The 21,443-nt window shown below is 74.2% G+C and carries 19 protein-coding genes and 1 pseudogene; 14 read left to right on the top strand and 6 right to left on the bottom strand.

Going from position 1 to position 21,443, the window contains the following annotated elements; all coding sequences use genetic code 11:
- The first annotated feature begins 11 nt into the window (after positions 1-11).
- The 11 genes and pseudogenes from adhP to ACZ6EM_RS22345 all read left to right on the top strand — a co-directional run bounded on the left by adhP (position 12) and on the right by ACZ6EM_RS22345 (position 13,390).
- Complete coding sequence (gene adhP / locus ACZ6EM_RS22395) at positions 12-1,025, top strand: alcohol dehydrogenase AdhP (RefSeq protein ID WP_452178109.1); 1,014 nt, start codon at positions 12-14, stop codon at positions 1,023-1,025.
- A 216-nt stretch (positions 1,026-1,241) separates the two neighbouring features.
- Positions 1,242-2,294, top strand: a complete 1,053-nt coding sequence (locus ACZ6EM_RS22390) for a hypothetical protein (protein WP_465773078.1) — start codon at positions 1,242-1,244, stop codon at positions 2,292-2,294.
- Between the two features lie 135 nt (positions 2,295-2,429).
- Positions 2,430-4,040: pseudogene (locus ACZ6EM_RS22385) on the top strand (AMP-binding protein); the annotation flags it as partial.
- A 33-nt stretch (positions 4,041-4,073) separates the two neighbouring features.
- Positions 4,074-4,457: an acyl-CoA thioesterase gene (locus ACZ6EM_RS22380; protein ID WP_401051770.1), complete on the top strand. Its 384-nt coding sequence runs from the start codon at positions 4,074-4,076 to the stop codon at positions 4,455-4,457.
- Positions 4,458-4,545: 88 nt separating this feature from the next.
- The gene (locus ACZ6EM_RS22375; RefSeq protein WP_465773077.1) at positions 4,546-6,921 is read left to right on the top strand and encodes an oxidoreductase; all 2,376 of its coding nucleotides are present in this window, start codon (positions 4,546-4,548) and stop codon (positions 6,919-6,921) included.
- 9 nt (positions 6,922-6,930) lie between these two features.
- A complete protein-coding gene (locus ACZ6EM_RS22370; protein ID WP_401051766.1) occupies positions 6,931-7,902 on the top strand; it encodes a carbon-nitrogen hydrolase family protein in 972 nt (323 codons plus the stop codon).
- On the top strand, positions 7,899-9,038 hold the full coding sequence (locus tag ACZ6EM_RS22365; RefSeq protein ID WP_465773076.1) for a cupin domain-containing protein: 1,140 nt from the start codon (positions 7,899-7,901) through the stop codon (positions 9,036-9,038). Before ACZ6EM_RS22370 ends, ACZ6EM_RS22365 begins: the two co-directional genes overlap by 4 nt.
- A 17-nt stretch (positions 9,039-9,055) precedes the next feature.
- Entirely contained in the window at positions 9,056-9,997 is a 942-nt protein-coding gene (locus ACZ6EM_RS22360) for a fumarylacetoacetate hydrolase family protein (RefSeq protein ID WP_465773075.1), read from the top strand.
- Positions 9,998-10,029: 32 nt separating this feature from the next.
- The gene (locus tag ACZ6EM_RS22355) at positions 10,030-10,782 is read left to right on the top strand and encodes a maleate cis-trans isomerase family protein (protein WP_387688143.1); all 753 of its coding nucleotides are present in this window, start codon (positions 10,030-10,032) and stop codon (positions 10,780-10,782) included.
- Positions 10,783-10,874: 92 nt separating this feature from the next.
- Positions 10,875-11,717, top strand: a complete 843-nt coding sequence (locus ACZ6EM_RS22350; RefSeq protein WP_452178105.1) for a PaaX family transcriptional regulator — start codon at positions 10,875-10,877, stop codon at positions 11,715-11,717.
- The gene (locus ACZ6EM_RS22345; RefSeq protein WP_465773074.1) at positions 11,714-13,390 is read left to right on the top strand and encodes an amidohydrolase; all 1,677 of its coding nucleotides are present in this window, start codon (positions 11,714-11,716) and stop codon (positions 13,388-13,390) included. Before ACZ6EM_RS22350 ends, ACZ6EM_RS22345 begins: the two co-directional genes overlap by 4 nt.
- Before the next feature lie 7 nt (positions 13,391-13,397).
- On the opposite strand, the gene ACZ6EM_RS22340 is transcribed toward ACZ6EM_RS22345, so the two are convergent.
- The 3 genes from ACZ6EM_RS22340 to ACZ6EM_RS22330 form a co-directional block, all read right to left on the bottom strand.
- Entirely contained in the window at positions 13,398-13,916 is a 519-nt protein-coding gene (locus tag ACZ6EM_RS22340) for a universal stress protein (protein ID WP_380545787.1), read from the bottom strand.
- A gap of 94 nt (positions 13,917-14,010) precedes the next feature.
- Positions 14,011-14,628, bottom strand: coding sequence for a hypothetical protein (locus ACZ6EM_RS22335; protein WP_465773073.1), 618 nt, complete (start codon positions 14,626-14,628; stop codon positions 14,011-14,013).
- A gap of 103 nt (positions 14,629-14,731) precedes the next feature.
- Positions 14,732-15,178 (bottom strand): hypothetical protein, encoded by a 447-nt coding sequence (locus ACZ6EM_RS22330; protein WP_465773072.1) that lies wholly within the window; start codon positions 15,176-15,178, stop codon positions 14,732-14,734.
- Between the two features lie 262 nt (positions 15,179-15,440).
- On the opposite strand from ACZ6EM_RS22330, the gene ACZ6EM_RS22325 reads away from it, so the two are divergent.
- The 3 genes from ACZ6EM_RS22325 to ACZ6EM_RS22315 all read left to right on the top strand — a co-directional run bounded on the left by ACZ6EM_RS22325 (position 15,441) and on the right by ACZ6EM_RS22315 (position 17,755).
- Complete coding sequence (locus ACZ6EM_RS22325) at positions 15,441-16,082, top strand: alpha-ketoglutarate-dependent dioxygenase AlkB (RefSeq protein ID WP_465773071.1); 642 nt, start codon at positions 15,441-15,443, stop codon at positions 16,080-16,082.
- Positions 16,083-16,203: 121 nt separating this feature from the next.
- Positions 16,204-16,962 carry a VOC family protein gene (locus tag ACZ6EM_RS22320; RefSeq protein ID WP_401046388.1) on the top strand — a complete coding sequence of 253 codons (759 nt, stop codon included), beginning with the start codon at positions 16,204-16,206 and terminating at the stop codon, positions 16,960-16,962.
- Between the two features lie 181 nt (positions 16,963-17,143).
- Positions 17,144-17,755, top strand: a complete 612-nt coding sequence (locus ACZ6EM_RS22315; RefSeq protein ID WP_465773070.1) for a DUF7691 family protein — start codon at positions 17,144-17,146, stop codon at positions 17,753-17,755.
- An 89-nt stretch (positions 17,756-17,844) separates the two neighbouring features.
- Here the strand turns inward: ACZ6EM_RS22315 and ACZ6EM_RS22310 are convergent, their stop codons facing one another.
- From ACZ6EM_RS22310 to ACZ6EM_RS22300, 3 genes are all read right to left on the bottom strand, one after another.
- A complete protein-coding gene (locus ACZ6EM_RS22310) occupies positions 17,845-18,780 on the bottom strand; it encodes a carbohydrate ABC transporter permease (RefSeq protein ID WP_401046383.1) in 936 nt (311 codons plus the stop codon).
- On the bottom strand, positions 18,777-19,754 hold the full coding sequence (locus tag ACZ6EM_RS22305) for a carbohydrate ABC transporter permease (RefSeq protein ID WP_359907564.1): 978 nt from the start codon (positions 19,752-19,754) through the stop codon (positions 18,777-18,779). Before ACZ6EM_RS22305 ends, ACZ6EM_RS22310 begins: the two co-directional genes overlap by 4 nt.
- Positions 19,755-19,872: 118 nt before the next feature.
- Positions 19,873-21,183 (bottom strand): extracellular solute-binding protein, encoded by a 1,311-nt coding sequence (locus ACZ6EM_RS22300; protein ID WP_401055121.1) that lies wholly within the window; start codon positions 21,181-21,183, stop codon positions 19,873-19,875.
- Between the last annotated feature and the right edge of the window lie 260 nt (positions 21,184-21,443).

The following is a 21,443-nucleotide window of genomic DNA, read 5'->3' as shown; positions in this document are numbered from 1 at the left end:
AGGAGCAGCGCATGAAGGCCGCCGTCGTCCGCGATTTCACCGCACCGCTGGTCGTCGAGGACCACCCGGTACCCGAGCCGGCCGCGCACCAGGTCCGGGTCCGGATCGAGGCCTCCGGTCTCTGCCACACCGACATCCACGCCGCCCACGGCGACTGGCCGGTCAAGCCCAGCCCGCCGTTCGTGCCCGGGCACGAGGGCGTCGGCATCGTCGAGGCGGCCGGCGACCTGGTCCGGCACGTCCGGGTGGGCGAGCGGGTCGCCATCCCCTGGCTCGCGGACGCCTGCGGGCGCTGCGACCACTGCGTCTCCGGCTGGGAGACCCTCTGCCTCCGGCAGCACAACAGCGGCTACTCCGTGGACGGCGCCTACGCCGAGTACGCGCTCGCGCACGGCGACTACGTCGTCCCCGTCCCCGACGGCATCGACCCGCTGGACGCCGCGCCGCTGTCCTGCGCGGGCGTCACCACCTACAAGGCGCTCAAGGTCTCCGGGGCCGGGCCCGGCACCCGGGTGCTGGTCTCCGGCATCGGCGGGCTCGGCCACCTGGCGCTCCAGTACGCCCGGGTCTTCGGCGCCGAGACCATCGCCGTCGACGTCACCGACGACAAACTCGCCCTGGCCCGCGACCTCGGCGCCGACCACGTCCTCGACGCCCGCACCCAGGACGTCGCCGCCGAGGTCCAGGCCCTCGGCGGCGCCCACGCCGCGATCGCCCTCGCCGTCAGCAACGCCTCCTTCCAGGCCGCCTACGGAGCCCTGCGCCGCGGCGGCACCCTCGTCCTGGTCGCCCTCCCGGCCGGCGGCAAGCTCGAACTGCCCGTCTTCGAGACGGTGTTGAACGGCACCAAGGTGATCGGCTCGATCGTCGGCACCCGCGAGGACCTCGCCGAGGTCTTCCGGCTGCACGCCCTCGGCCGCACCCGGGTGATCCGCGAGACCCGCCGCCTCGACGACGTGAACGCCTGCTTCGACGAGGTGCTGAGCGGCAAGGTCTCCGCCCGCCTGGTCTTCGACCTGCGCTGACGGCCCCCGGACCGCCACCCGGCCGGTCGGTTCGGCGGCGCGCCCGGTCGGGCGGCGGGCACAAGGCCCGGATGCCGCCACTGCTGCACACCGCCGCCCGCCCCGGTTCGTCCGGGTGGGGTTGCAGTTGCGTCTCCGTTCCGTTCGGCGTGGGTACGAAGTGGCCGGCGGTCCGGGATCGTGGGGGCAACCACTCGTGCGGCAGGGGGAGTTGCCATGGGGGACGGCCGGGGGCCGGCACCGGATGCGGTGGCGGCGGCACTGCTGGGCGACGGGCCGCACCAGGCGGTGGCCGATGTCGTGCGGGCGCGGCTGCGGATGGTGCCGGAGGGCGCCGGGGCGCTCGCGGCGGCGCAGGCGAGCCCGGGGGACGCGCAGGCGCGGGCGCTGCTGGCCGCCGCCGTCGCGCACCTGCTGGCCACGGACCCGGCGTTCGCGCAGTACCTGGCCACCACCGCGCTCGGGAAGCCGGGCGATCCACCGACCGTCCAACTGCGGAGCGAGCCCGGCACCGTGCAGCTGCGGGTCGGCCCGCCGTCCGCACCGCCGCCGAAGGGCCCGAGCACCGTTCAGCTGCGAACCGGCCCCGCGGCCGCCCGCGCGCGGGCGCTCGCCGCCCGGCGGAGCAGCGCCGGGATCGTGGCGGCGCTCGTCCTGGTGCTGATCGCCGCGCTGGTCGCGCTCGGCGTCCACCTGGGCTCGCGCCCGCTGCTGAAGCCGGGCGGGCCCGGGCTGGCGCACGCCGCGCAGCCGCTGGGCGACCCGGTGCTGGTCCAGGGCGTGCTGCCCGACGAGGGGGCGATGCCGCGCGGGTGGCGGGTGCAGCGGGGGCCGGAGTCGGGGACGGGCCCGACCGACGCGGTGCCGTGCCTGCTGCCGGACGCCTGCAACCAGCAACTCGCCTCGGCCAGCGTGACGTTCGGCGCCGCGTCGGTGCAGACCGTGGAGTTCGACGTGGTCGCCTTCGCCTCCCCCGAGGCGGCCGCCAAGGCCTTCGGCAGCGCACTCGAACGCACCGGCGGCGTGGAGTCGACGGCGGTGGCGATCCCGCGGATCGGCGACCGGAGCGCCACCCGGACCGTCGGTTCCTCGTCGGCGGTGGCGCTGGTCCAGGTCGGCGGCGTGCTGCTCCTGGTGCGGGACGACGGGCCGGGCGCCGCCCTGACCGCGCCCGGGCTGACGGTGTTCGCCCGACTGCTCGCCGACCGCGCCCACCAGGCCCAGGAGGGCCGCACTCCCGACGCCTCCGCCCGGGGGACGACGAGCTGACGGTCGGCGCCCCCCGGCGCCCGGAGCGGGCGGGGAGCCGGGTCGTCGCCCGAATGCATGTATCGCTCCCTTGACTGGCGTCACGGACGCGCCATACTGGCCTCACTCCCCGCTCGCACAACGAGGTGCCCGCCCATGGAGCTCTCACCCTCCGCGCACGTGGACACGTTCTGCCGAGACCATCTCCCACCCTCCGAGCAATGGCCCGAACTCCTTTTCGAACTCCCGGAGTTGGCCTATCCCGATCGCCTGAACTGCGCCGCCGCCCTGCTCGACGACACCATCGAGCGCCTCGGCCCCGACCGACCGTGCCTGCTCACCCCCACCGAACGGTGGTCCTACGGCGAACTGCGCGACCACGCCGACCGGATCGCCCGTCTGCTGACCGAGGACCTCGGCCTCGCCACCGGCAACCGGGTCCTGCTGCGCGGCCCCAACACCCCCTGGCTGGCGGCCTGTTGGCTCGGCGTGCTGAAGGCCGGCGGGGTCGCCGTCACCACCATGCCGCTGCTGCGCGCCGCCGAGCTGACGGAACTGCACGGCATCGCCCGGCCCGTCCTCGCCCTGTGCGACCACCGCTTCCTGGACGAGCTGCACCGGGCACGGACCCCCGGACTGCGCGTCCTCGGCTACGGCGGCCCCGGCCCCGAGGACCTCACCGCCCGCTGCGCCGCCAAGGCCGCCCATTTCCCGGCCGTCCCGACCGCCGCCGACGACGTCGCGCTGATCGCCTTCACCTCCGGCACCACCGGCCGCCCCAAGGCCACCCTGCACTTCCACCGCGACGTGCTCGCCATCGCCGACACCTTCTCCCGCCACCTGCTCCGCCCCACCCCCGAGGACCTCTTCGCCGGAACCCCGCCGCTCGGCTTCACCTTCGGCCTCGGCGGCCTGCTGGTCTTCCCGCTGCGGGCGGGCGCCGCCGGCCTGCTGCTGGAGCACGCCACCCCGGAGCAGCTGGCCGAGCAGGTGCGCCGGCACCGGGTGAGCGTGCTGTTCACCGCGCCGACCGCCTACCGGGCCATCCTGGCCGCCGGGCTGGCGGACCGGCTCTCCGGGGTGCGGCACTGCGTCTCGGCGGGCGAGCCGCTGCCCGCCGCCGTCTGGCGGGCCTTCCACGAGGCCACCGGACAGCGGTTGATCGACGGCATCGGCGCCACCGAAATGCTGCACGTGTTCGCCTCGGCCGCCGGCGGGGACATCCGGCCCGGTTCCACCGGCCGGCCCGTCCCCGGATTCCGGGCCGCGGTCCTGGACGGGCAGGGCCGTCCGGTGCCGGACGGCGAACCCGGGATGCTGGCGGTCAAGGGCCCGACCGGCTGCCGCTACCTGGACGACGAGCGCCAGCTGGACTACGTCCGCGGCGGCTGGAACCTCACCGGCGACACCTACGTCCGGGACGGCGACGGCTACTTCTGGTTCCGGGCCCGCAACGACGACATGATCGTCTCGGCCGGCTACAACATCGCCGGGCCCGAGGTCGAGCAGGCGCTCGCCACCCACCCCGACGTGGCCGACTGCGCGGTGGTCGGCGCGCCGGACGAGCGGCGCGGCACGGTGGTCAAGGCGTACGTGGTGCTGCGCCCGGGCGTCCCGGAGGGGCCGGAGACGGCGCGCGGACTCCAGGAGCACGTCAAGCGCGCCATCGCACCGTACAAGTACCCGCGGGCGGTCGAGTTCGTGCCCGGGCTGCCGCGCACCGCGACCGGCAAGCTGCACCGCGCCGAGCTGCGCCGACGGGCCGCACCGACCCCGGCCAGCGTCACCGTCGAGCGCCGGGTGGAGTGGTCCGACACCGACGCCGCCGGGCACTACCACTTCTCCGCCGTGCAGCGCTGGGCCGAGGCGGCGGAGGCGGCCCTGCTGCGCCGGCTCGGACTGGCCGACCTGTTCGGGCGGATCCCCCGGGTGCACTTCGAGGCCGACTACCGCGAACGGCTCTGGTTCGGCGACCTGGTCCGCACCGAGCTGCGGGTGGTCCGGGTCGGCGGCTCCTCGCTGCACTACGCCTTCGAGGTGCACGGCCCGCACGGGTTGGCCGCGAAGGGGCGGATGTCGGTGGTGCACTCCGCACCGCACGACGGGGGCGCCGAGCCGTGGCCCTCACAGGTCCGCCGCACACTGGCGGAGGCCGGGCCGCAGCGCCCGGAGGTGGCCGCGTGAGCCCCGGGACGGCCGCCGGCGCCGGGGCGACCGTCGACCCCGGGCCGACTGTCGGTCCCGGGGCGATCACCGCCCCCGAGGCGGCCGCATGAGCACCGCACGGGACCGTACCCGGATCGCCGTGATCGGCGGCGGCCCCGGCGGGCTCTACTTCGCCGCCCTGGCCAAGCAGCTGGCGCCCGACCGGGAGCTCACCGTCTTCGAACGGGACGGCCGGGACGACGATTTCGGCTTCGGCGTGGTCTTCTCCGACGAGACCCTGGACGGCATCGCGCACGCCGACCCGCACGTCTTCGCCGCGATCAGCGCCGAGTTCGCCCGCTGGAGCGACATCGACATCCGCTTCGCGGGCGAGGTGCGCACCAGCGGCGGCCACGGCTTCGCCGCCCTGGACCGCAACCGGCTGCGCGCCGTCCTGCAACGGCGCTGCGCCGAGCTGGCGGTGGACGTGCGCTACCGGACCCCCGCCCCGCCCGTGGACCGGCTGGCCGCCGAGTACGACCTGGTGGTGGCCGCCGACGGCATCCGCTCCGGCACCCGGGCCGCCTTCCCGGAGAGCTTCCGCCCCGATCTGGACGAGCGCCACTGCCGCTACATGTGGCTCGCCACGGACAAGGTCTTCGAGGCCTTCACCTTCATCGTCGAGAGGTTCGACTTCGGCGTCCTCCAGGTGCACGCCTACCCGTACAGCGCCACCCGCTCGACCTTCATCGTCGAGGCGGCCGCGGACGCCTGGCGCCGTGCGGGCTTCGAGGCCCTCGCCGCACGGGAACCGGCGCGCGGCGAGAGCGATCTGGCGAGCGTGCGTCGCTGCGCGGAGCTGCTCGCCGGGCACCTGGACGGCCACCGGCTGATCCCCAACGCCTCCCGCTGGATCCGCTTCACCACGGTGCGCAACGCGAGCTGGCGCCACCGCAACGTGGTCCTGCTCGGCGACGCCGCGCACTCCGCGCACTTCTCGATCGGCTCGGGCACCAAGCTCGCCCTGGAGGACGCCCTCGCCCTGGCCGCCGCACTGAGCGAACAGCCCACCCTGGACGAGGCGTTGGCCGGTTACGAGGCCGAGCGGCGCCCGGTGGTGGAGTCCACCCAGCGTGCCGCGCAGGCCAGTCTGGAGTGGTTCGAGACCATCGGGCGGCGGACCGGGCAGGACGCCGACCGGTTCGCCTTCAACCTGCTCACCCGCAGCCGGCGGGTCACCTACGGCAATCTGCGGGCCCGCGACCCCGCCTTCGTGGACGCCGTGGACACCGCCTTCGGCGGCTCTCCCGGAGTGCCGCCGATGTTCCGGCCGCTGAAGCTGGGCGCACTGGAACTGCGCAACCGCGTCGTGGTGCCGCCGCTCGCCACCTTCACCTCCCCCGACGCGCTGCCCAGCGGCTTCGACCGGGCCCAGCTGACCGGGCACGCGCTCGGCGGCGCGGGGCTGGTGCTCGCCGGGATGACCGCGGTCGGCCCCGAGGGCCGGGCCACCGACCGCTGCCCGGGCCTGTGGACCGACCACCAGGAGGCCGCCTGGCACCAACTCGTCGGCGCCGTCCGGGCGGTGAGCGACACCCCGCTCGGCATCCAGCTGACCCACGCCGGCCGCCGGGGCGCGACCACCGCCCCCGGGCCGGACGGCATCGGCCGCCCGCTCACCGAAGGCTGGCCGCTGATCGCCCCCTCGGCCCTTCCCTGGGACGCCGACAGCCCCGTTCCGCACGAGGCGAACGACATCCAACTGGCCGCCGTCACCGCGGACTTCGCAGCCTCCGCCGAGCGGGCCGCCCGGGCCGGCTTCGACGTGCTGGAGCTCCAGTTCGGCCATGGCCACCTGCTCTCCTCCTTCCTCTCCCCGCTCACCAACCGCCGCACCGACCGCTACGGCGGCCCGCTGGCCCACCGGCTGCGGCTGCCGCTGGAGGTGCTGACGGCGGTACGGGCCGTCTGGCCGGCCGGCCGCCCGCTGCTGGTGCGGATCTCGGCGAGCGACTGGGCGCCCGGCGGCACCACCGAGGAGGAGGCGGTGGCGATCTGCCGCGCGCTCGCCGGGGCCGGGGCGGACGCGCTGGACGTCTCCACCGGCGAGGTGGTGGCGCACCAGCGGCCGCCGTACGGGCGCGGCTACCAGACGCCCTTCGCCGAGCTGGTCCGCGCCGCCACCGGTCTGCCGACCATCGCGGTCGGCGCGATCTCCGGGTTCGACGACGCCGACTCCGTGCTGCTGGCCGGGCGGGCCGACCTGGTCGCGGTCGGCCGCGCCCAGCTGTACGACCCGCTCTGGACCCTGCACGCCGCCGCCGAGCGGGGCTACAGCGGGCCGGGCGCCCGCTGGCCCGGGCCGTGGACGGCGGGCAGCCGCAGGCCGCCGGGCCCGAACGCCGACCGGGTCGCCCCGCGCCTGCACCTGCTGCGCGAGCCGTCCGCGCCCGTCCACCGCCGCTGGTCACCGCCCCTTCCTTCCGACACCGCCGAGGAGTGACGAGGAGCCATGCCCCACCTGCCCCGCTTCACCGCCGCCGCCGTCCAGGCCGCCCCGGTCTACCTGGACCCGGCCGCCACCGTCGACAAGGCCGTCGCGCTGATCCACGAGGCGGCCGGGCACGGCGCCGAACTGGTGGTCTTCCCCGAGGTCTTCGTGCCCGGCTACCCGTACTGGAACTGGACGATGAACCCGGTGCAGGGCTCGCCCTGGTTCGAGCGCCTGTACCGGGCCGCCGTCGACGTCCCCGGCCCGTACGTCGACACCCTGCGGGCCGCCGCCCGGCAGGCCGGCGTGGTGCTGGTGATCGGGATCAACGAACGCGGCGGGCCCGGCCTCGGACTGCTGTACAACACCCTGCTGATCATCGACGCGGACGGCGAACTCCTCAGCGTCCACCGCAAGTTGATGCCGACCTGGGCCGAGAGACTGACCTGGGGCCAGGGCGACGGGAGCACCCTCACGGTGCACCCCACCGCCGTCGGCCCGCTCGGCGCGCTGGCCTGCGGCGAGAACACCAACCCGCTGGCCCGCTTCACCCTGCTGGCCCAGGGCGAACTGGTCCACGCCGCCTGCTACATCGCGCTGCCGGTGGGCCCGGAGGACTACGACATGGCGGACTCGATCGCGCTGCGCACCGCCGCGCACTGCTTCGAGGGCAAGGTGTTCTCCGTCGTCTCCTGTTCCACCCTCTCGCCCGGGATGGTGGACCTGATCGCCGGCGACGACCCGCAGGTCCGCAAGCAGCTCGCCCGACCGCACAGTGCCCTGTCCGGGATCTTCGGTCCGGACGGCCGCCCCGTCACCGAACCGCTGGTGGACGAGGAGGGCGTCGTCTACGCCGAGATCGACCTCGGCCGCTGCATCCAGCCCAAGCAGATGCACGACATCGTCGGGCACTACAACCGCTTCGACGTCTTCCGGCTGCACGTGGACAACCGCCCGCTGCGGCCGCTGACGCTCCCCGAGGAGGAGGCATGACCAGCCCCGAGGGCCCCCCTGGCCACAACGCTCACGACGACGACCGGATCGGCCGGGCCCGGGTCGCCGACAGTCCCGAACTGCTGACCTACTACAAGGAGTTGGCCGAGCACGAGGCGGGCGCCCTGTGGACGGTCGCGAACGAGATCGAGCCCTGGTACCCGCAGCCGAAGTCCGTCCCGGTGCTCTGGCGCTACGCCGACCTCCGCCCGCTGGTGCGCAAGGCGCTGCCGCTGGTGAAGGCCGACGACGCCGGACGCCGGGTGGTGATGCTGGTGAACCCCGGCCGCCGCGAACTGAGCGCCGCCGTCGGCCTGTTGTACACCGGCCTGCAGATCATGGGGCCCGGCGAGGCGATGACGGCGCACCGCCACCAGGCCTCCGCGCTGCGCTTCGTCCACGAGGGCACCGGCGCCTGGACCGTCGTGGACGGACAGAAGCTGCAGGTCGGCCCGCGCGACTTCGCGATCACCCCGAACAACACCTGGCACGAACACGGCAACGAGGCCGACGACGCCCCGGTGATCTGGCAGGACGGCCTGGACATCCCGCTGGTCAACACCCTCGACGCCAACTTCTACGAGGTCCACCCGGAGCTGTACCAGCGACCGGGGCCGGTCACCGGCTCCTCGCTGCTCAGCTACGGCGGCAACCTGCTGCCGTACGGCGTCGAGAAGTGGAGCCGGCCGTACTCCCCGCTGCTCGGCTGGCCCTGGGAGCCCAGCTACCACGCGCTGCGCCGGCTCGCCCGCGCCACCGAGGGATCGCCCTACGACGGCGTGATCATGGAGTACACCAACCCGGTCACCGGCGGCCCGGTGATGCCGACCATGTCCGCCCACCTGCAACTGCTGCGCCCGGGCCAGGCCACCCGCGCCCACCGGCACACCGGCTCGGTGGTGTACACCGCGGCCAAGGGGCGCGGCGCCTCGGTGATCGCCGGACAGCGCTTCGCATGGCAGCAGGGCGACATCTTCGTCGTCCCGTCCTGGGCCTGGCACGAGCACGAGAACCTCGACCGGGGCGAGGACGCCTGCCTGTTCTCCTTCAACGACTTCCCGGTGATGCACGCGCTCGGCCTCCACCGCGAGGAGGCCCACCCGGACGGGCAGCAGCCCACCGTCACCACCGCCTGACCAGGAGCCCCACCACCATGCACCTGCTGACCTTCCGCACCGACGACGACGCCGACCCCGCCGACCCCGCCGGCCGCACCGAGGACGACGGCCATGACGACACCCCGCGCCTCGGCGCCCGGATCGACGGCGAACGGGTCGTCGACCTGACCGCCCTCGCCACCGCCGCCGGGGTCCGACTGCCCCCCGACCTCCTCGGGTTGATCCGCGCCGGAGAACCGGCCCTGGCCACCGTCCGCGACCTGCTGGCCGGGGCCCCGGCCGGCCGGCCGCTCGCCGAGGTCTCGCTGTGCGCGCCGCTGCGCCCCGGCAAGATCGTCGGCGTCGGCCTCAACTACGTGGAGCACGTGGCCGAGTCGCACCGCACCCTGGACACCGACCGCGAACTGCCCGACCGGCCGGTGCTGTTCGGCAAGCCCTCGACCGCCGTCACCGGCCCGGGCGGCCCCATCCTGCACAACGCCGACCTCACCAAGCAGCTCGACTGGGAGTGCGAACTCGCCGTGGTGATCGGCGCACCGGCCTTCCGGGTGGCCGAGGCGGACGCGCTGCGGCACGTGTTCGGCTACAGCATCGTCAACGACATCAGTGCCCGGGACCAGCGCCGCTCCGGCCAGTGGTTCTTCTCCAAGGGCCAGGACAGCTACGCGCCGTTCGGCCCGGTCGTGGTGACCGCCGACGAGATCCCCGACCCGCAGCGGCTCGACCTCTCGCTGAAGGTCAACGGCGAGCTGCGGCAGGACTCCAACACCCGCCACATGCTGTTCGGCGTCGCCCGGCTGATCGCCGACATCTCCTCCGGCGTCACCCTGGAACCGGGCGACGTGATCTCCACCGGTTCCCCCTCGGGCGTCGGCGCCGGGATGGTGCCGCCGCAGTTCCTCCAGCCCGGCGACCTGGTCGAGGCCACCATCGAACGGATCGGCACGCTCGCCAACCCGGTGATCGACGCCCGCTGACCCGCCCCGGACCGGAAAGGACCGTCCACCCGATGACCACCCACCGGATCGGCCAGATCGTCCCGAGCTCCAACGTCACCATGGAGACCGAGGTCCCCGCCCTGCTGCGGGCCCGCGAGGCGGTCGCCCCCGAGCGGTTCACCTTCCACTCCAGCCGGATGCGGATGACCAGGGTCACCCCCGAACAACTGCGCGCCATGGACGCCGAGTCCGACCGCTGCGCCGCCGAGCTGTCGGACGCCCGGGTGGACGTGATCGGCTACGCCTGCCTGGTCGCCGTGATGGCCACCGGCCCCGGCTACCACCGGCAGGCCGAACGGCGGCTGCACCTGCGCACCGTCCAGAACGGCGCCCCCGCGCCCGTGGTCACCAGCGCCGGCGCGCTCGTCGCCGGGCTGCACGAACTCGGGGCCGCGAAGGTCGCCATGGTCACCCCGTACCTGCGGCCGCTGGCCCGGACGGTGGTCGAGTACCTCGCCGCCGAGGGCATCGAGGTGCTCGACCACGCCGCCCTGGAAATCGCCGACAACCTCGACGTCGCCGCCCACGACCCGGCCCTGCTGCCCGCCATCGCCCGCGGTCTCGCCCACGCCGAGGCGGACGCGGTGGTGCTCTCGGCCTGCGTGCAACTGCCCTCGCTGTCCGCGGTCGAGGAGGCCGAGCAGCAGTTGGGCAAGCCGGTGGTCTCGGCGGCCGTCTGCACCACCCACCAGCTCCTGCGGGCCCTCGGCCTGCCCGCCTTCGCACCCGGCGCCGGACACCTGCTCTCCGGTGCCTACGCGTAGCCTCCCGGACGCCTTGGAAACGCAGGATTCCGCGCCCTCGGACCGGCACTCTCGTTATGATCGCCACCACCACCGGGGAGGAGGGCCCGCGCATGTCCGAGCACACGTCCCGGCCGAGCTCCCTGATCCACACCGTCTACGGCGAGTTCGTCCGCCGCCTCGGCGGCTGGATATCCATCGCCGACCTGATCGCGCTGCTGGCCGAGCTGGACGTCGACGGCCCGGCCGTCCGCTCGGCGATCTCGCGGTTGAAGAAGGCCGGCACCCTGCTCCAGGAGCGGCGCGCGGGCACGGGGTACCGGCTCGCGCGCGCGATGGAACCGGTCTTCGAGGAGGGCGACCGGCGGATCTTCCACAGCCTGGAGCCGGCCGAACTCGCCGACGGCTGGGTGGTGGCGGTCTTCTCGGTGCCCGAGTCCGCCCGCGCCCACCGCCACCAGCTGCGCTCCCGGCTGAGCTGGCTGGGCTTCGGCAACGCCGCCCCCGGGGTCTGGCTGGCACCGGCCCGGCTGCTGCCGGACGCCCGTCGGCTGCTGGACCGGCTCGGGCTGAGCGCCTACGTCCATCTGTTCCTCTCCGCCGAGTACGCCGGCTTCGCCGATCTCCGTACGGCAGTGGCGAGTTGGTGGGACCTCCCGGCGATCGAGGCGCAGTACGGGGCCTTCGCCGACGCCTGGCACCCGGCCGTCGAGGAGCTGCGCGGACGGTCTCCGGTCGACCCGGCCGAGGCCTTCCGCGACTACGTGCCGATGCTCACCCGGTGGCGCCGGCTGCCGTACCTGGATCCGGGGCTGCCCGCGCCGCTGCTGCCCGCCGACTGGAACGCGGTACCGGCGCGCGCGGTGTTCACCGAGTTGCACGGACTGCTCGCCGAGCCCAGCCTCCGGTACGTCGAGAAGGTCACCGGACTGTCCCGCCCCCAGGAGCCGCAATGACCAACCCCACCGATCCGGCGATCCGACCCGCCTCCGCCCTTCCGGCGGCCCGCCCCACCCCCGCGGACCTGCTGATCCGCGCCGCCGCCGTGCACACCCTGGTGCCCGGCGAGCCGCCCCGGCGGGCGGTCGCCGTCACCGGTGGCCGGATCACCGCGCTCTCCGCCGCGCCCGGCGGACTGGACGCCCTGATCGGCCCGGGCACCGAGCTGGTGGACGCCCCGGGCTCGACCGTGCTGCCCGCCTTCGACGACACCCACACCCACCTGATCCTGGCCGGACACAGCGTCCACGGCGTGCCCGTCCACCGGGCCCGCGACCTCGCCGGATTCCTCGGCCTGATCCGCGAACGCGCCGCCCGCACCCCCGCCGGGGAGTGGATCCGCACCACGGTCAACTGGCAGGAGGTCCTGCTGGCCGAGCAACGGATGCCCACCACCGGGGAGTTGGACACGGCCACCGCCGAACACCCGGTGCTGGTGCGCCGCGGTGCGTACAACATGGTGCTCAACTCGGCCGCGCTGCGGCTGGCCGGGATCACCGACGCCACCGAGGCGCCGCCGGGCGGCGTGATCGAGCGCGACGAGCACGGGCGGCTCACCGGCCGGCTGATCAACCGGGCGGTCGAGCTGGTCGAGCGGGTGCTGCCGCACCCGACCCTCACGGAGCGGATCGACGGACTGCGCGCCGCCTCCGCCGACTTCGCCGCCACCGGGATCGGCACCGTCCGCGACTGCCTGGTCCCGGCCGAGGACCTCGACGTCCTGGACGCCGCCCGGGCCGAGGGCGCCCTGGCCGTCCGGGTCCGCGCGCTGGTCTCCGGCTTCGCCGCCCGCACGCCGGCCCAGGTGGACGCACTGCTGGACCGGATGGACGACTGGCGGGCGGCCGGCCGGGACGACGACCGACTGCGGCTCTGGGGCGTCAAGTTCGGGATCGACGGCGGCTTCGAGGCCGGCGCGGTGGAGGAGCCGTACCAGGGGCAGCCCTGCTATCACGGCCGGCTGCTCTGGGAGCCGGCCGAACTGCTCGCGGCGGTGGAGCGGGTGGTCGGGCGGGGCCGGCGGGTCGGCGTGCACGCCTGGGGCGACCGCGGGCTGCGGGTCCTGCTGGACGTCTTCGAGCAGGTGGTCGAGCGCCACCCCGGCCTGCCGCCGGGCACCCTGGTGGTCGAGCACGGCGGCCTGGCCCGCCCCGAGCAGCGGGCGCGGGCGATCGCGCTGGGCATCCCGGTGACGGTCCAGCACCCACTGCTGCACGACGGCGCGCTCACCCAGCAGCGGGCCTGGGGCGAGGAACGCACCGCCGCGCTCTTCCCGCTGCGCGAGTGGCTGGACGAGGGCGCGCTGATCACCGGCGGCTCGGACTTCCCGGTCGGCCCGTACGGCGCGATGGTGTCGGTGTGGGGCATGACCACGCGCGGCACCACGGCCGGGGTGGTCGGCCCGGAGCACGCGATCGGCCGGTCCGAGGCCGTCGCGCTGCACACCGTGAACGCGGCCCGGCTGACCGGCGAGAGCACGGTGCGCGGCAGCCTGCGGCCGGGGGCGTTCGCCGACCTCACGGTGTGGCCGGTCGATCCGCTGGATCCGTCGGCCTGCCCGGTGGACGCGCTGCGCGAGCTGCGCCCCACCCGCACGGTGGTCGACGGCCGTACCACGCACCGGGCCTGACGGCTCGTCAGGCCGCGGCGAGCTCCCGCAGGTCGATGCCGCGGTGCAGCGCGCGCAGGTCCTCGTGCAGCGTGGACGGCGGAACGGCGAGCACCCCGCAGCGGGCCCGGTTCACACAGCGCCGGGCGATCGAGCGGCGCGTCAGCCCGCGCAGCCTGACCCGCAGGCCGCCCTGCTCCCCGGTGCTGACCACCAGCAGGTCGCCCGGGCGGTCGGCCAGCCCGGTCAGCACCGTCGCGACCTCGCCGCGCACGACCAGCGGCTGCACCGGCACCCCGATCGGCAGTCCGCCGAAGGCCTGCTCCAGCGCGCTCTCCATCCGCGCCTCGGCGAGTTCCTGCCAGGCGCGCAGCAGCGGCGGGCAGGGCCGGGCGCGGTAGTTGCGCTCACCGCCGACCGGCGTCCAGGCGAGCACCGGCACCAGGACGGCCCCCCGGGCCCGGGCCTCCTCGGCCGCCCGGTGCAGGGCGGTCAGGCTGTGCAGTGAACCGCTGACTCCGACGATGACGCGGGCGCCGTCCGACATGATCCTTCACTTTCCGATGCCAAAACTCTTCAATGTCTGCGATTAGATTGCCACATCCTCTTTTGGCCTGCAAATCGAAGGCATTCACTGAATATCACCTTGCATCGCCCGGCATATCCATGCCCTGGCCGCCACTCGGACGGACCTCCTGGAGCAACCCCCAGGTGAAGTCGGCCTCGTACGGGCGCAGCCGTCCATCGGCATCCGGGACCGCGAAGTCCAGCCGGAACCTGGTCGGTGCACTGCCCTCGCGCGGCACCGCGGACGGAAACGCGGCCCCGACGTCGCCCACCACGCAGTTCCACGGCGCGAGATCGGCCGGCGTGCGCAGCGCGGGTACCGGGGAGCCCGCCGCCCGCACCAGCCACTCGTTCAACAGCGGCCCACCGATCTCCGCCGGGCCGAGCAAGATCTCGAAGCGCAACTCGGGCCAGAGCGGCAGCGCCCACTGGCGCGCCACGCAGTCGAGATCCCCGATCCGACGCGGCACACTCGCCCCGGCCGGCCCGAGCACGGCCGCGTACCGGGCCGCGCCGCGCGGGAAGCCGGGCGCGCGGACCATCGCCTGCCAGCGCTTGTTGGCCTCCCGCATCGAGGCCCGGGTGGCGCCGAGCCGCCGCACTGCACCCTCCACCAGCCCGGGCTGGAAATCGGCCATCCGGCGCAGCAGCACCAGCTGGAACTCGGTGACCCCGAAGCCGTTGATCGCCATGTCCGAAGCCTAGACGGGAGCGGGGAACCGGCCGCTCGACCACCCCGCGGCCGCCCCGGGCACCGTCGACGGTGCCCGGGGCGGCGGTGCGTCCCGCGCCCGGTCAGGAGACCTGGACGGTGACCTTCCAGTTGATGACCCACGGCGGGCAGACCGAGCCGCGGTCCGGCACACAGCGGCCGATCGCGGTGATGGCGCCCGTCCCGGCGGCCGTCGCCGAGAAGGTCCCGTGGGAGTCGCCGTTGGCCTCGGCGCTGCCCGCCGTCTGCGAGAGCAGGGCGGGCGTCGGGGTGCCCAGGGCGTACCAGTACCAGGTCACCGTGTAGTCGCGCAGCGCGAGAAGCTCCACCTGCACGGTGTCCCCCACGTGCGCCTGGACGGTCGATCCGCCGTCCGCACGGGAGATGGTGACGGTGCCGGGCGCGGGGTCGGGGGCCGTGGCGGCCCCGGACGCCCCGGACGCCGCGGGTGCGGCGGGTGCGGCGGGTGCGGCGCTCAGCGTCAGGGCGAGGGCGGCGGCGGGCACGGCGAGCAGTCTCAGGGCGTTCACGGCACTCCCGGTACTCGGAGGATCGGCGCTCGGAGCCTCCCGTCTACCGGTCGCCCGTGCCGCCTGACAACGGTCTCCGGCCACCGCCGGACGAAGCTGCGCCGAACGGACGCCCCCGCCGACCGTCGATCGCCGTAGCGGCCCTCCTCCGCCGCCGGGGAACACGCCCTGGCGTCGCAGGCCCGGCGAAGATCCACAAGGCATGACCTGAAACCCTCCAGCCATTCGAGCACATGTTCGAATCGAGGCGTACGCTGACCCCATGCACGGCACCGTCCACCTCCTGCCCTCGCTGTTCGACGACGCGGACCGCGGCGGCCTCCGCCTCGGCCCGCTCACCGGCCTGCGGCGGCAGCCGCTCGGCGACGGCGCCTGGCTGGACCTGCTCCCGGGCTGGCTGCATGGAGCCGACGAGCTGTTCGAACAACTGGCCTCCGACGTGCCGTGGCGGGCCGAGCGCCGCGAGATGTACGAACGGACGGTCGACGTCCCGCGCCTGCTGGCCTCCTACCCGGCGCAGGCCGAACCGCCCCACCCGGTGCTCGGCCTGGCCCGGACGGCGCTGAGCCGGCACTACGCCCAGGAGCTGGGCGAGCCGTTCCGCACCCTCGGCCTGTGCTACTACCGGGACGGCCGGGACAGCGTGGCCTGGCACGGCGACCGGATCGGGCGCGGCGCCCGCGAGGACACCATGGTGGCGATCCTCTCCGTCGGCGAGCCGCGCACCCTGGCGCTGCGGCCCCGGTCCGGCGGCGGGCCGGTCGTCCGCCACCCGCTCGGGCACGGGGACCTGGTCGTGATGGGCGGCTCCTGCCAGCGCACCTGGGAGCACGCGATCCCCAAGACGGCCCGCCCGGTGGGCCCTCGGATCAGCGTCCAGTTCCGGCCGCACGGAGTGTCCTGATCCCCCGCTTGCCGCGCACCCGCCGGGCGCGGAGGCTGGCGGGTGGGGCCGGTGGCGACGAACGCCGAATGCCGAACGCCGGGCACCGGGCACCGGGCACCGGGCCCGCCAGGAGGGTCGCATGCCGAAACCGGGCAACTACCGCGCCGGGGTGCCGTGCTGGGTCGTTCTCACCACGCCGGACACCGCACGGGCAGAGGCCTTCTACGGCGCGCTGTTCGACTGGGAGTTCGTTCCGACCGGCCCCGCCGAGGCGGTTGCCACCCGGTACGGCGCCCAGGTCGCGGCCGTCGAACGGGCCCGGCCGACCGACCCGCCCGCCACCTGGACCACCTTCCTCGCCTGCCCCGATCCGCCGGGCACCCTCGCCGCGGTCCGGGCCGCCGGCGGCCGCCTCGCCCGTGAACCGTACGAGGTGCCCGAGCAGGGCCGCGCCGCGCTCGCCGTCGACCCGCTCGGCGCCCGCTTCGGACTCTGGCAGGCCGGCACCATCGACGGCGCCGGCCTGGTCGACGAACCGGGCGCGCTCGCCTGGAACGAGCACCTCTCCCCCGACCCCGACGCCGCCCGGGCCTTCTACCACCGGGTCCTCGGCTACGGCTACGACCGGCCACGGGCGGGACACACCCTCGCCCGGGTGGCCGGCCTGCCCGCGTGCAGCATCGGCCCCGCCGGGCCGGGCGCGGAGGCGCGCTGGCTGGTCCACTTCGCGACCGGGGACACCGACCGCACGGCCGACCGGCTGCGCGCCCTCGGCGGCACGGTCGTCACCGGTCCGGCGCCGGCGCCGTTCGGCCGCACCGCGCTGGTCCGGGACGACGCCGGCGCGGAGTTCGTGCTGGTCGCCGTCCCGACCCGGGACTCCGCGGCGGCGGCCTGAGCCCGCCCCGGCCGAACCGGCCGCCGATCCACCCGTCCGCGCACCCGCACACGGACCCGGAGCCTCCCCCTCCAGCCCGTCAAGTTGCCTTCCTGGCACGACCGTTCGGCACACTCACCGGGCGCCCGAGGACGACCGACCCGCCGAACCCGCTGTCCGTTGCGACCGCTACCGTGCTGCCATGAGTTCCTTCCTGCGCGCGTACCTGGTCGACCCCGCGGAGCTCCGTGTCCGCGTCGGCAGCGGCAACGACGGGGCGCTCGACGAGGCCCTCGCATACTTCGGCCCGTCCCTGGACAGGTCCGACGAGCACTTCGCCGACGAGATCACGCTGGGCGCGCCGACCGCCCTGGAGGCGCTGCGCGCCGTGGTGCACGGCGGCCCCTTCTCCGCGGACGCGGGCCACGCCTTCCAGTACGGCTACGCGTACCGGCGGCTGTGCTGGCTCGTCGGGCAGCCCCTGGAGGTCGACTCCTTCGGACCGTTCCGGGGCAACTGGCTGGAGGTGGTCGACGACGGCCTGAAGGCGTACGGGATCACGGCCGTCTCGGTCGCGGACTTCCAATTCGGCGGCGGCCTTCCGGCCGAACTGCCCTCCTGCGACGTGCCGTCCTGCAGCACCTGGCCGGCCGAGGACTGCCGGAGGGCACTGGAGCAGTTCGAACGGGCCGAGCGCGAGGGCCGCACCCCGGCGCCGGAGCGCGAGGTGGCCGAGGCCGTCGCGGAGGTCGTCGGCTGGCTCCGGCTCGCGCAGCGCCGGAAGGGCTCCGACGTGGTCGGCTTCGTCTCCTGAACCGCCCGGCCTCCTGAGGCGCTCGGGCCCGGACGGCCGAGGGAGTCCCGCCGACGGCGGGACTCCCGGGTGCGCGGCCTCGGCGGACGTCAGTCCTTCACCGCGCCGGCCAGTCCGGAGACCAGCTTGCGCTGCACCGCGATGAAGAAGATCAGCACCGGCACGGTCATCAGCGTGGACGCCGCCATGATGCCGCCCCAGTCGTTCTCGTCCGGCTTGAAGAAGACCAGCAGCGCCGAGGGCAGCGTCTGGTTCTGGGTGGCGCTGATGATGAAGGTCTTGGCGAAGACGAAGTCGTTCCACGCCGCGATGAAGGAGAACACGCTGGTCGCGGCGAGTCCCGGCGCCACCAGCGGCAGCAGGATCCGCCACAGGATGCGGGTCCGGCCGGCCCCGTCGATCTGCGCCGCCTCCTCGATCGAGACCGGGACGGCCGCGACGAAGCCGCGCATCATCCAGATCCCGAACGGCAGCGAGAACGCCAGCTGCACCAGGACCAGCGAGGCCAGGGTGTTCAGCCCGACGCCCGGGGCGAACCGCCCGGCGTCGCGGAACATGAAGAACAGCGGGATGGTCAGCGCCTCGACCGGGATCATCTGGGCGATCAGGAACATCACCATGATGGTGGTCCGGAACTTGAAGCGGAACCTGGTCACGGCCACCGCCGCCAGGAAGACCACGATCGCCGACAGCACCACCACCGACAGCGCGACCACCAGGCTGTTCACGAAGTAGCGGCCGAATCCGTCGACGCTGAGCACCTGCCGGAAGCTCTCCAGCGTGGGGTGGGCGGTCCACGGCCTGGGGTCGAGGGACTGGATCTCGCCCTTGGGTTTGAAGGCCGAGAGCACCATCCAGAAGATCGGGAACGCGGTGACCACGGCCAGCACGATCGCACCGGTGTTGGCGGCCAGCCGCCAACGGCCCCGGGCGTTCCGGCCGCGGGTGTTCCGACCACGGGAGTTCCGGCCGCGGGCGTTGCCGGCCGGCTTCACGGCGGCCGGGGAGGAGTTCGCCGGGCTCACAGTTCGTTCCCCGTCCGTCGCAGCGTGCGGATGTACAGGACCGTCGGGATCACCAGGATCAGCAGCATGATCACGCCGATCGCCGCGCCCAGCCCGTACTGCGAGGAGGCGAACGCCTTCTGGTACGCGTACACGTTGAGCACCAGGTTCTGGCCGGCGATGCCGCCGCCCTCGGTCATCACATAGATCTGGGTGAAAACCTTGAAGTCCCAGATCACCGACTGGATGACCACGATGGTCAGGATCGGCCGCAGCATCGGCGCGGTGATCCGGCGGAAGGTGGTCCAGGTGTTGGCGCCGTCCAGGGCGGCCGCCTCCATGATCTCCTCCGGGATCGCCCGGATGCCCGCGTAGAGGGTGACCATCACGAACGGGTAGGAGTGCCACACCACCACGGCGCCGACGATCAGGAACGCCGTCCACTTGTCGTAGAACCAGTTGAACTCGTGGAAGCCGGAGAGCCCGAGCCCCTCCAGGGTGTGGTTGACCAGACCGAGGTTGGTGTCGAACAGGAAGCTCCACACCGTCGAACCGGTCATCGCCGGCGCCGCCCAGGCGGCCATCGCCGCGGTGGTCAGCACCAGCCGCGGCCACCGGCCGACCTTGGTGAGCAGCACCGCGAGGGTGGCGCCGACGGCCAGGGTGGCGACCACGCAGAACGCGGCGAAGCCGATGGTCTGGAACAGCACCGTCCAGAACTGCTCGTCCTCCAGGATCTTCGTGTAGTTGCCGAAGCCGACGAAGGAGGTCGGGACGCCGCCGGAGGCCTGGGCCTGCCCGAAGTCGAGGACGGACAGCAGGCCGAGCTGGTAGATCGGGTAGGCGACCAGCGGGATCAGGATGACCGCGGCCGGCAGGAGCAGCAGCAGCGGGGGCCGCCGGCGCCGGCCGCCCGGGGGTGCGGCCGGCGCCTTTCCCCCACGGCGCCTCTGCGGGGAAGGCGGCGCCGGGGCGGTCGAGGTGGATACGGACACGTGCGGGACCTGCTCTCTGAGACGAACCGGGAGGGGGGCCGTCCGTGCGCGGCCGGTGGCCGACGGTGCGGGGCCTGCGGTGCGGGGCCTGCGGCGGTGCACCGCCGGCGGCCGGCCGTCAGTGCGCGGCGAAGGCCGAGGAGATCTGCGCGGCGGCGTCGGCCGAGGCCTTGGCCACGTCGGCCTTGCCGGTGACGACCTGCTGGAGCATCGTCGGGATCACCGACTGGGCGTCGATCTGCGCCCACGCCTGGTCGAGCGGGACGAACCTGGTGCCGGCCGCGATGGTGTCGGTGAAGGGCTTCAGGAACGCGTCCTTCGCCGCCACCTTGCCGCTGACGGACTTGAGCGTCGGCAGGTTGCCCATCGCGTCGTACATCTGCTCCTGGTACGCGGGGCTCGCCAGCAGCTCGGCGAACTCGACGGCCAGCGTGCGGTGCTTGGCCGCCTTCATCACGCCCAGGTTGTTGCCGCCGGCGAAGGCCGGGGCGATCGAGCCGGGCTTCTCGCCGGGCAGCGGCACCACGCCGTACTTGCCCTTGACCGCGCCCGCGTCCACCTTGCTGCGGTTGGAGTTGAGCAGCACCGCCATCGCCGACTTGCCGGCCGCGAACAGGTCCACGGTCTTGCCACCGGTCAGGTCCGCGCACTGCTGGGCGGGGCAGCCGTCCGCGCCGAACAGGTCGGTGTAGCGCTTGATCCCGGCCTGCGAGGCGGGCGAGGCGATCGCCGCCTTGAACGTGGCGCCGTCCTTGGCGGCGATGTCGCCGCCCGCGTCCCAGACGAAGGGCAGCGCGGCGAAGGTGTACTTGCCGCCGACGGCGATGCCGAAGGTGTCCGGGTGCGCGGCGTGGATCTTCTGGTTGGCGGCGACCAGCTCGGCGTACGAGGTCGGCGGGGTGAGGCCGGCCTCGGTGAACAGGTCGGTGCGGTAGTACAGCGCGCGCACGCCGACCCACCAGGGCAGGCCGTAGGTCTTGCCGTCCACCACGGCGGTCTTGGCGATCGCCGGGTCGAGGTCGCCCTTGTCCTGCCACTTGTCCAGGTCGGCGGTGATGTCGGCGAGGCCGCCGGCGGCGACGTAGCCGGGCAGGTCGGTGTTGCCGAACTCGACCAGGTCGGGGGCGCTGTTCGGGTCGTTGAAGGCGCCCTTCATCTTGGCGGCGCGGGCCGAGGCGTCGGTGTCGATGTAGCTGACGTTGACGGTGGCGCCCTGGTGGGAGGCCTGGAACTCGGCCACGGCCTTGGAGATCACGGCCTCCTTGGCCGCGTTGCCGGCCTCGTTGTACAGCCAGACCTGCACGGTGCCGGTCCGGTCGTCGGCGGCCTTGTCGCTCGCCGGCGCGGCGGTGCCGGGGGCACAGGCGGTGGCGGCCAGGCAGCCGGCGGCGAGCACGGCGGCTGCGGCGGTCCGTCCGATGAGTCGCATGGTGGAGACCTCCCCTCCCGACAGCTGCCGCTGAGACGTCCGCCGCCGGGGACGGGCACGTCGAAGCAGGCCCTGACCGGGGCCGATGGTGGGTGAAGTGGTGGGGGTACGGCAGGGCGCAGCGCTCGGGTGGGGCGTCGTCGCCTGCTCGATGGCAGGGACGTTAGGCGGGGCCGATCGGCGCCAACAAGAGGGAGTTGGTGAAAGTTTTGCACTGCACAACGTTGTATCGAAGATGCGGCGATCGGGTCGCGAACGGG

This window comes from Kitasatospora sp. NPDC041917 (assembly GCF_055589745.1).
This window is presented reverse-complemented; position numbering and strand designations above follow the sequence as displayed.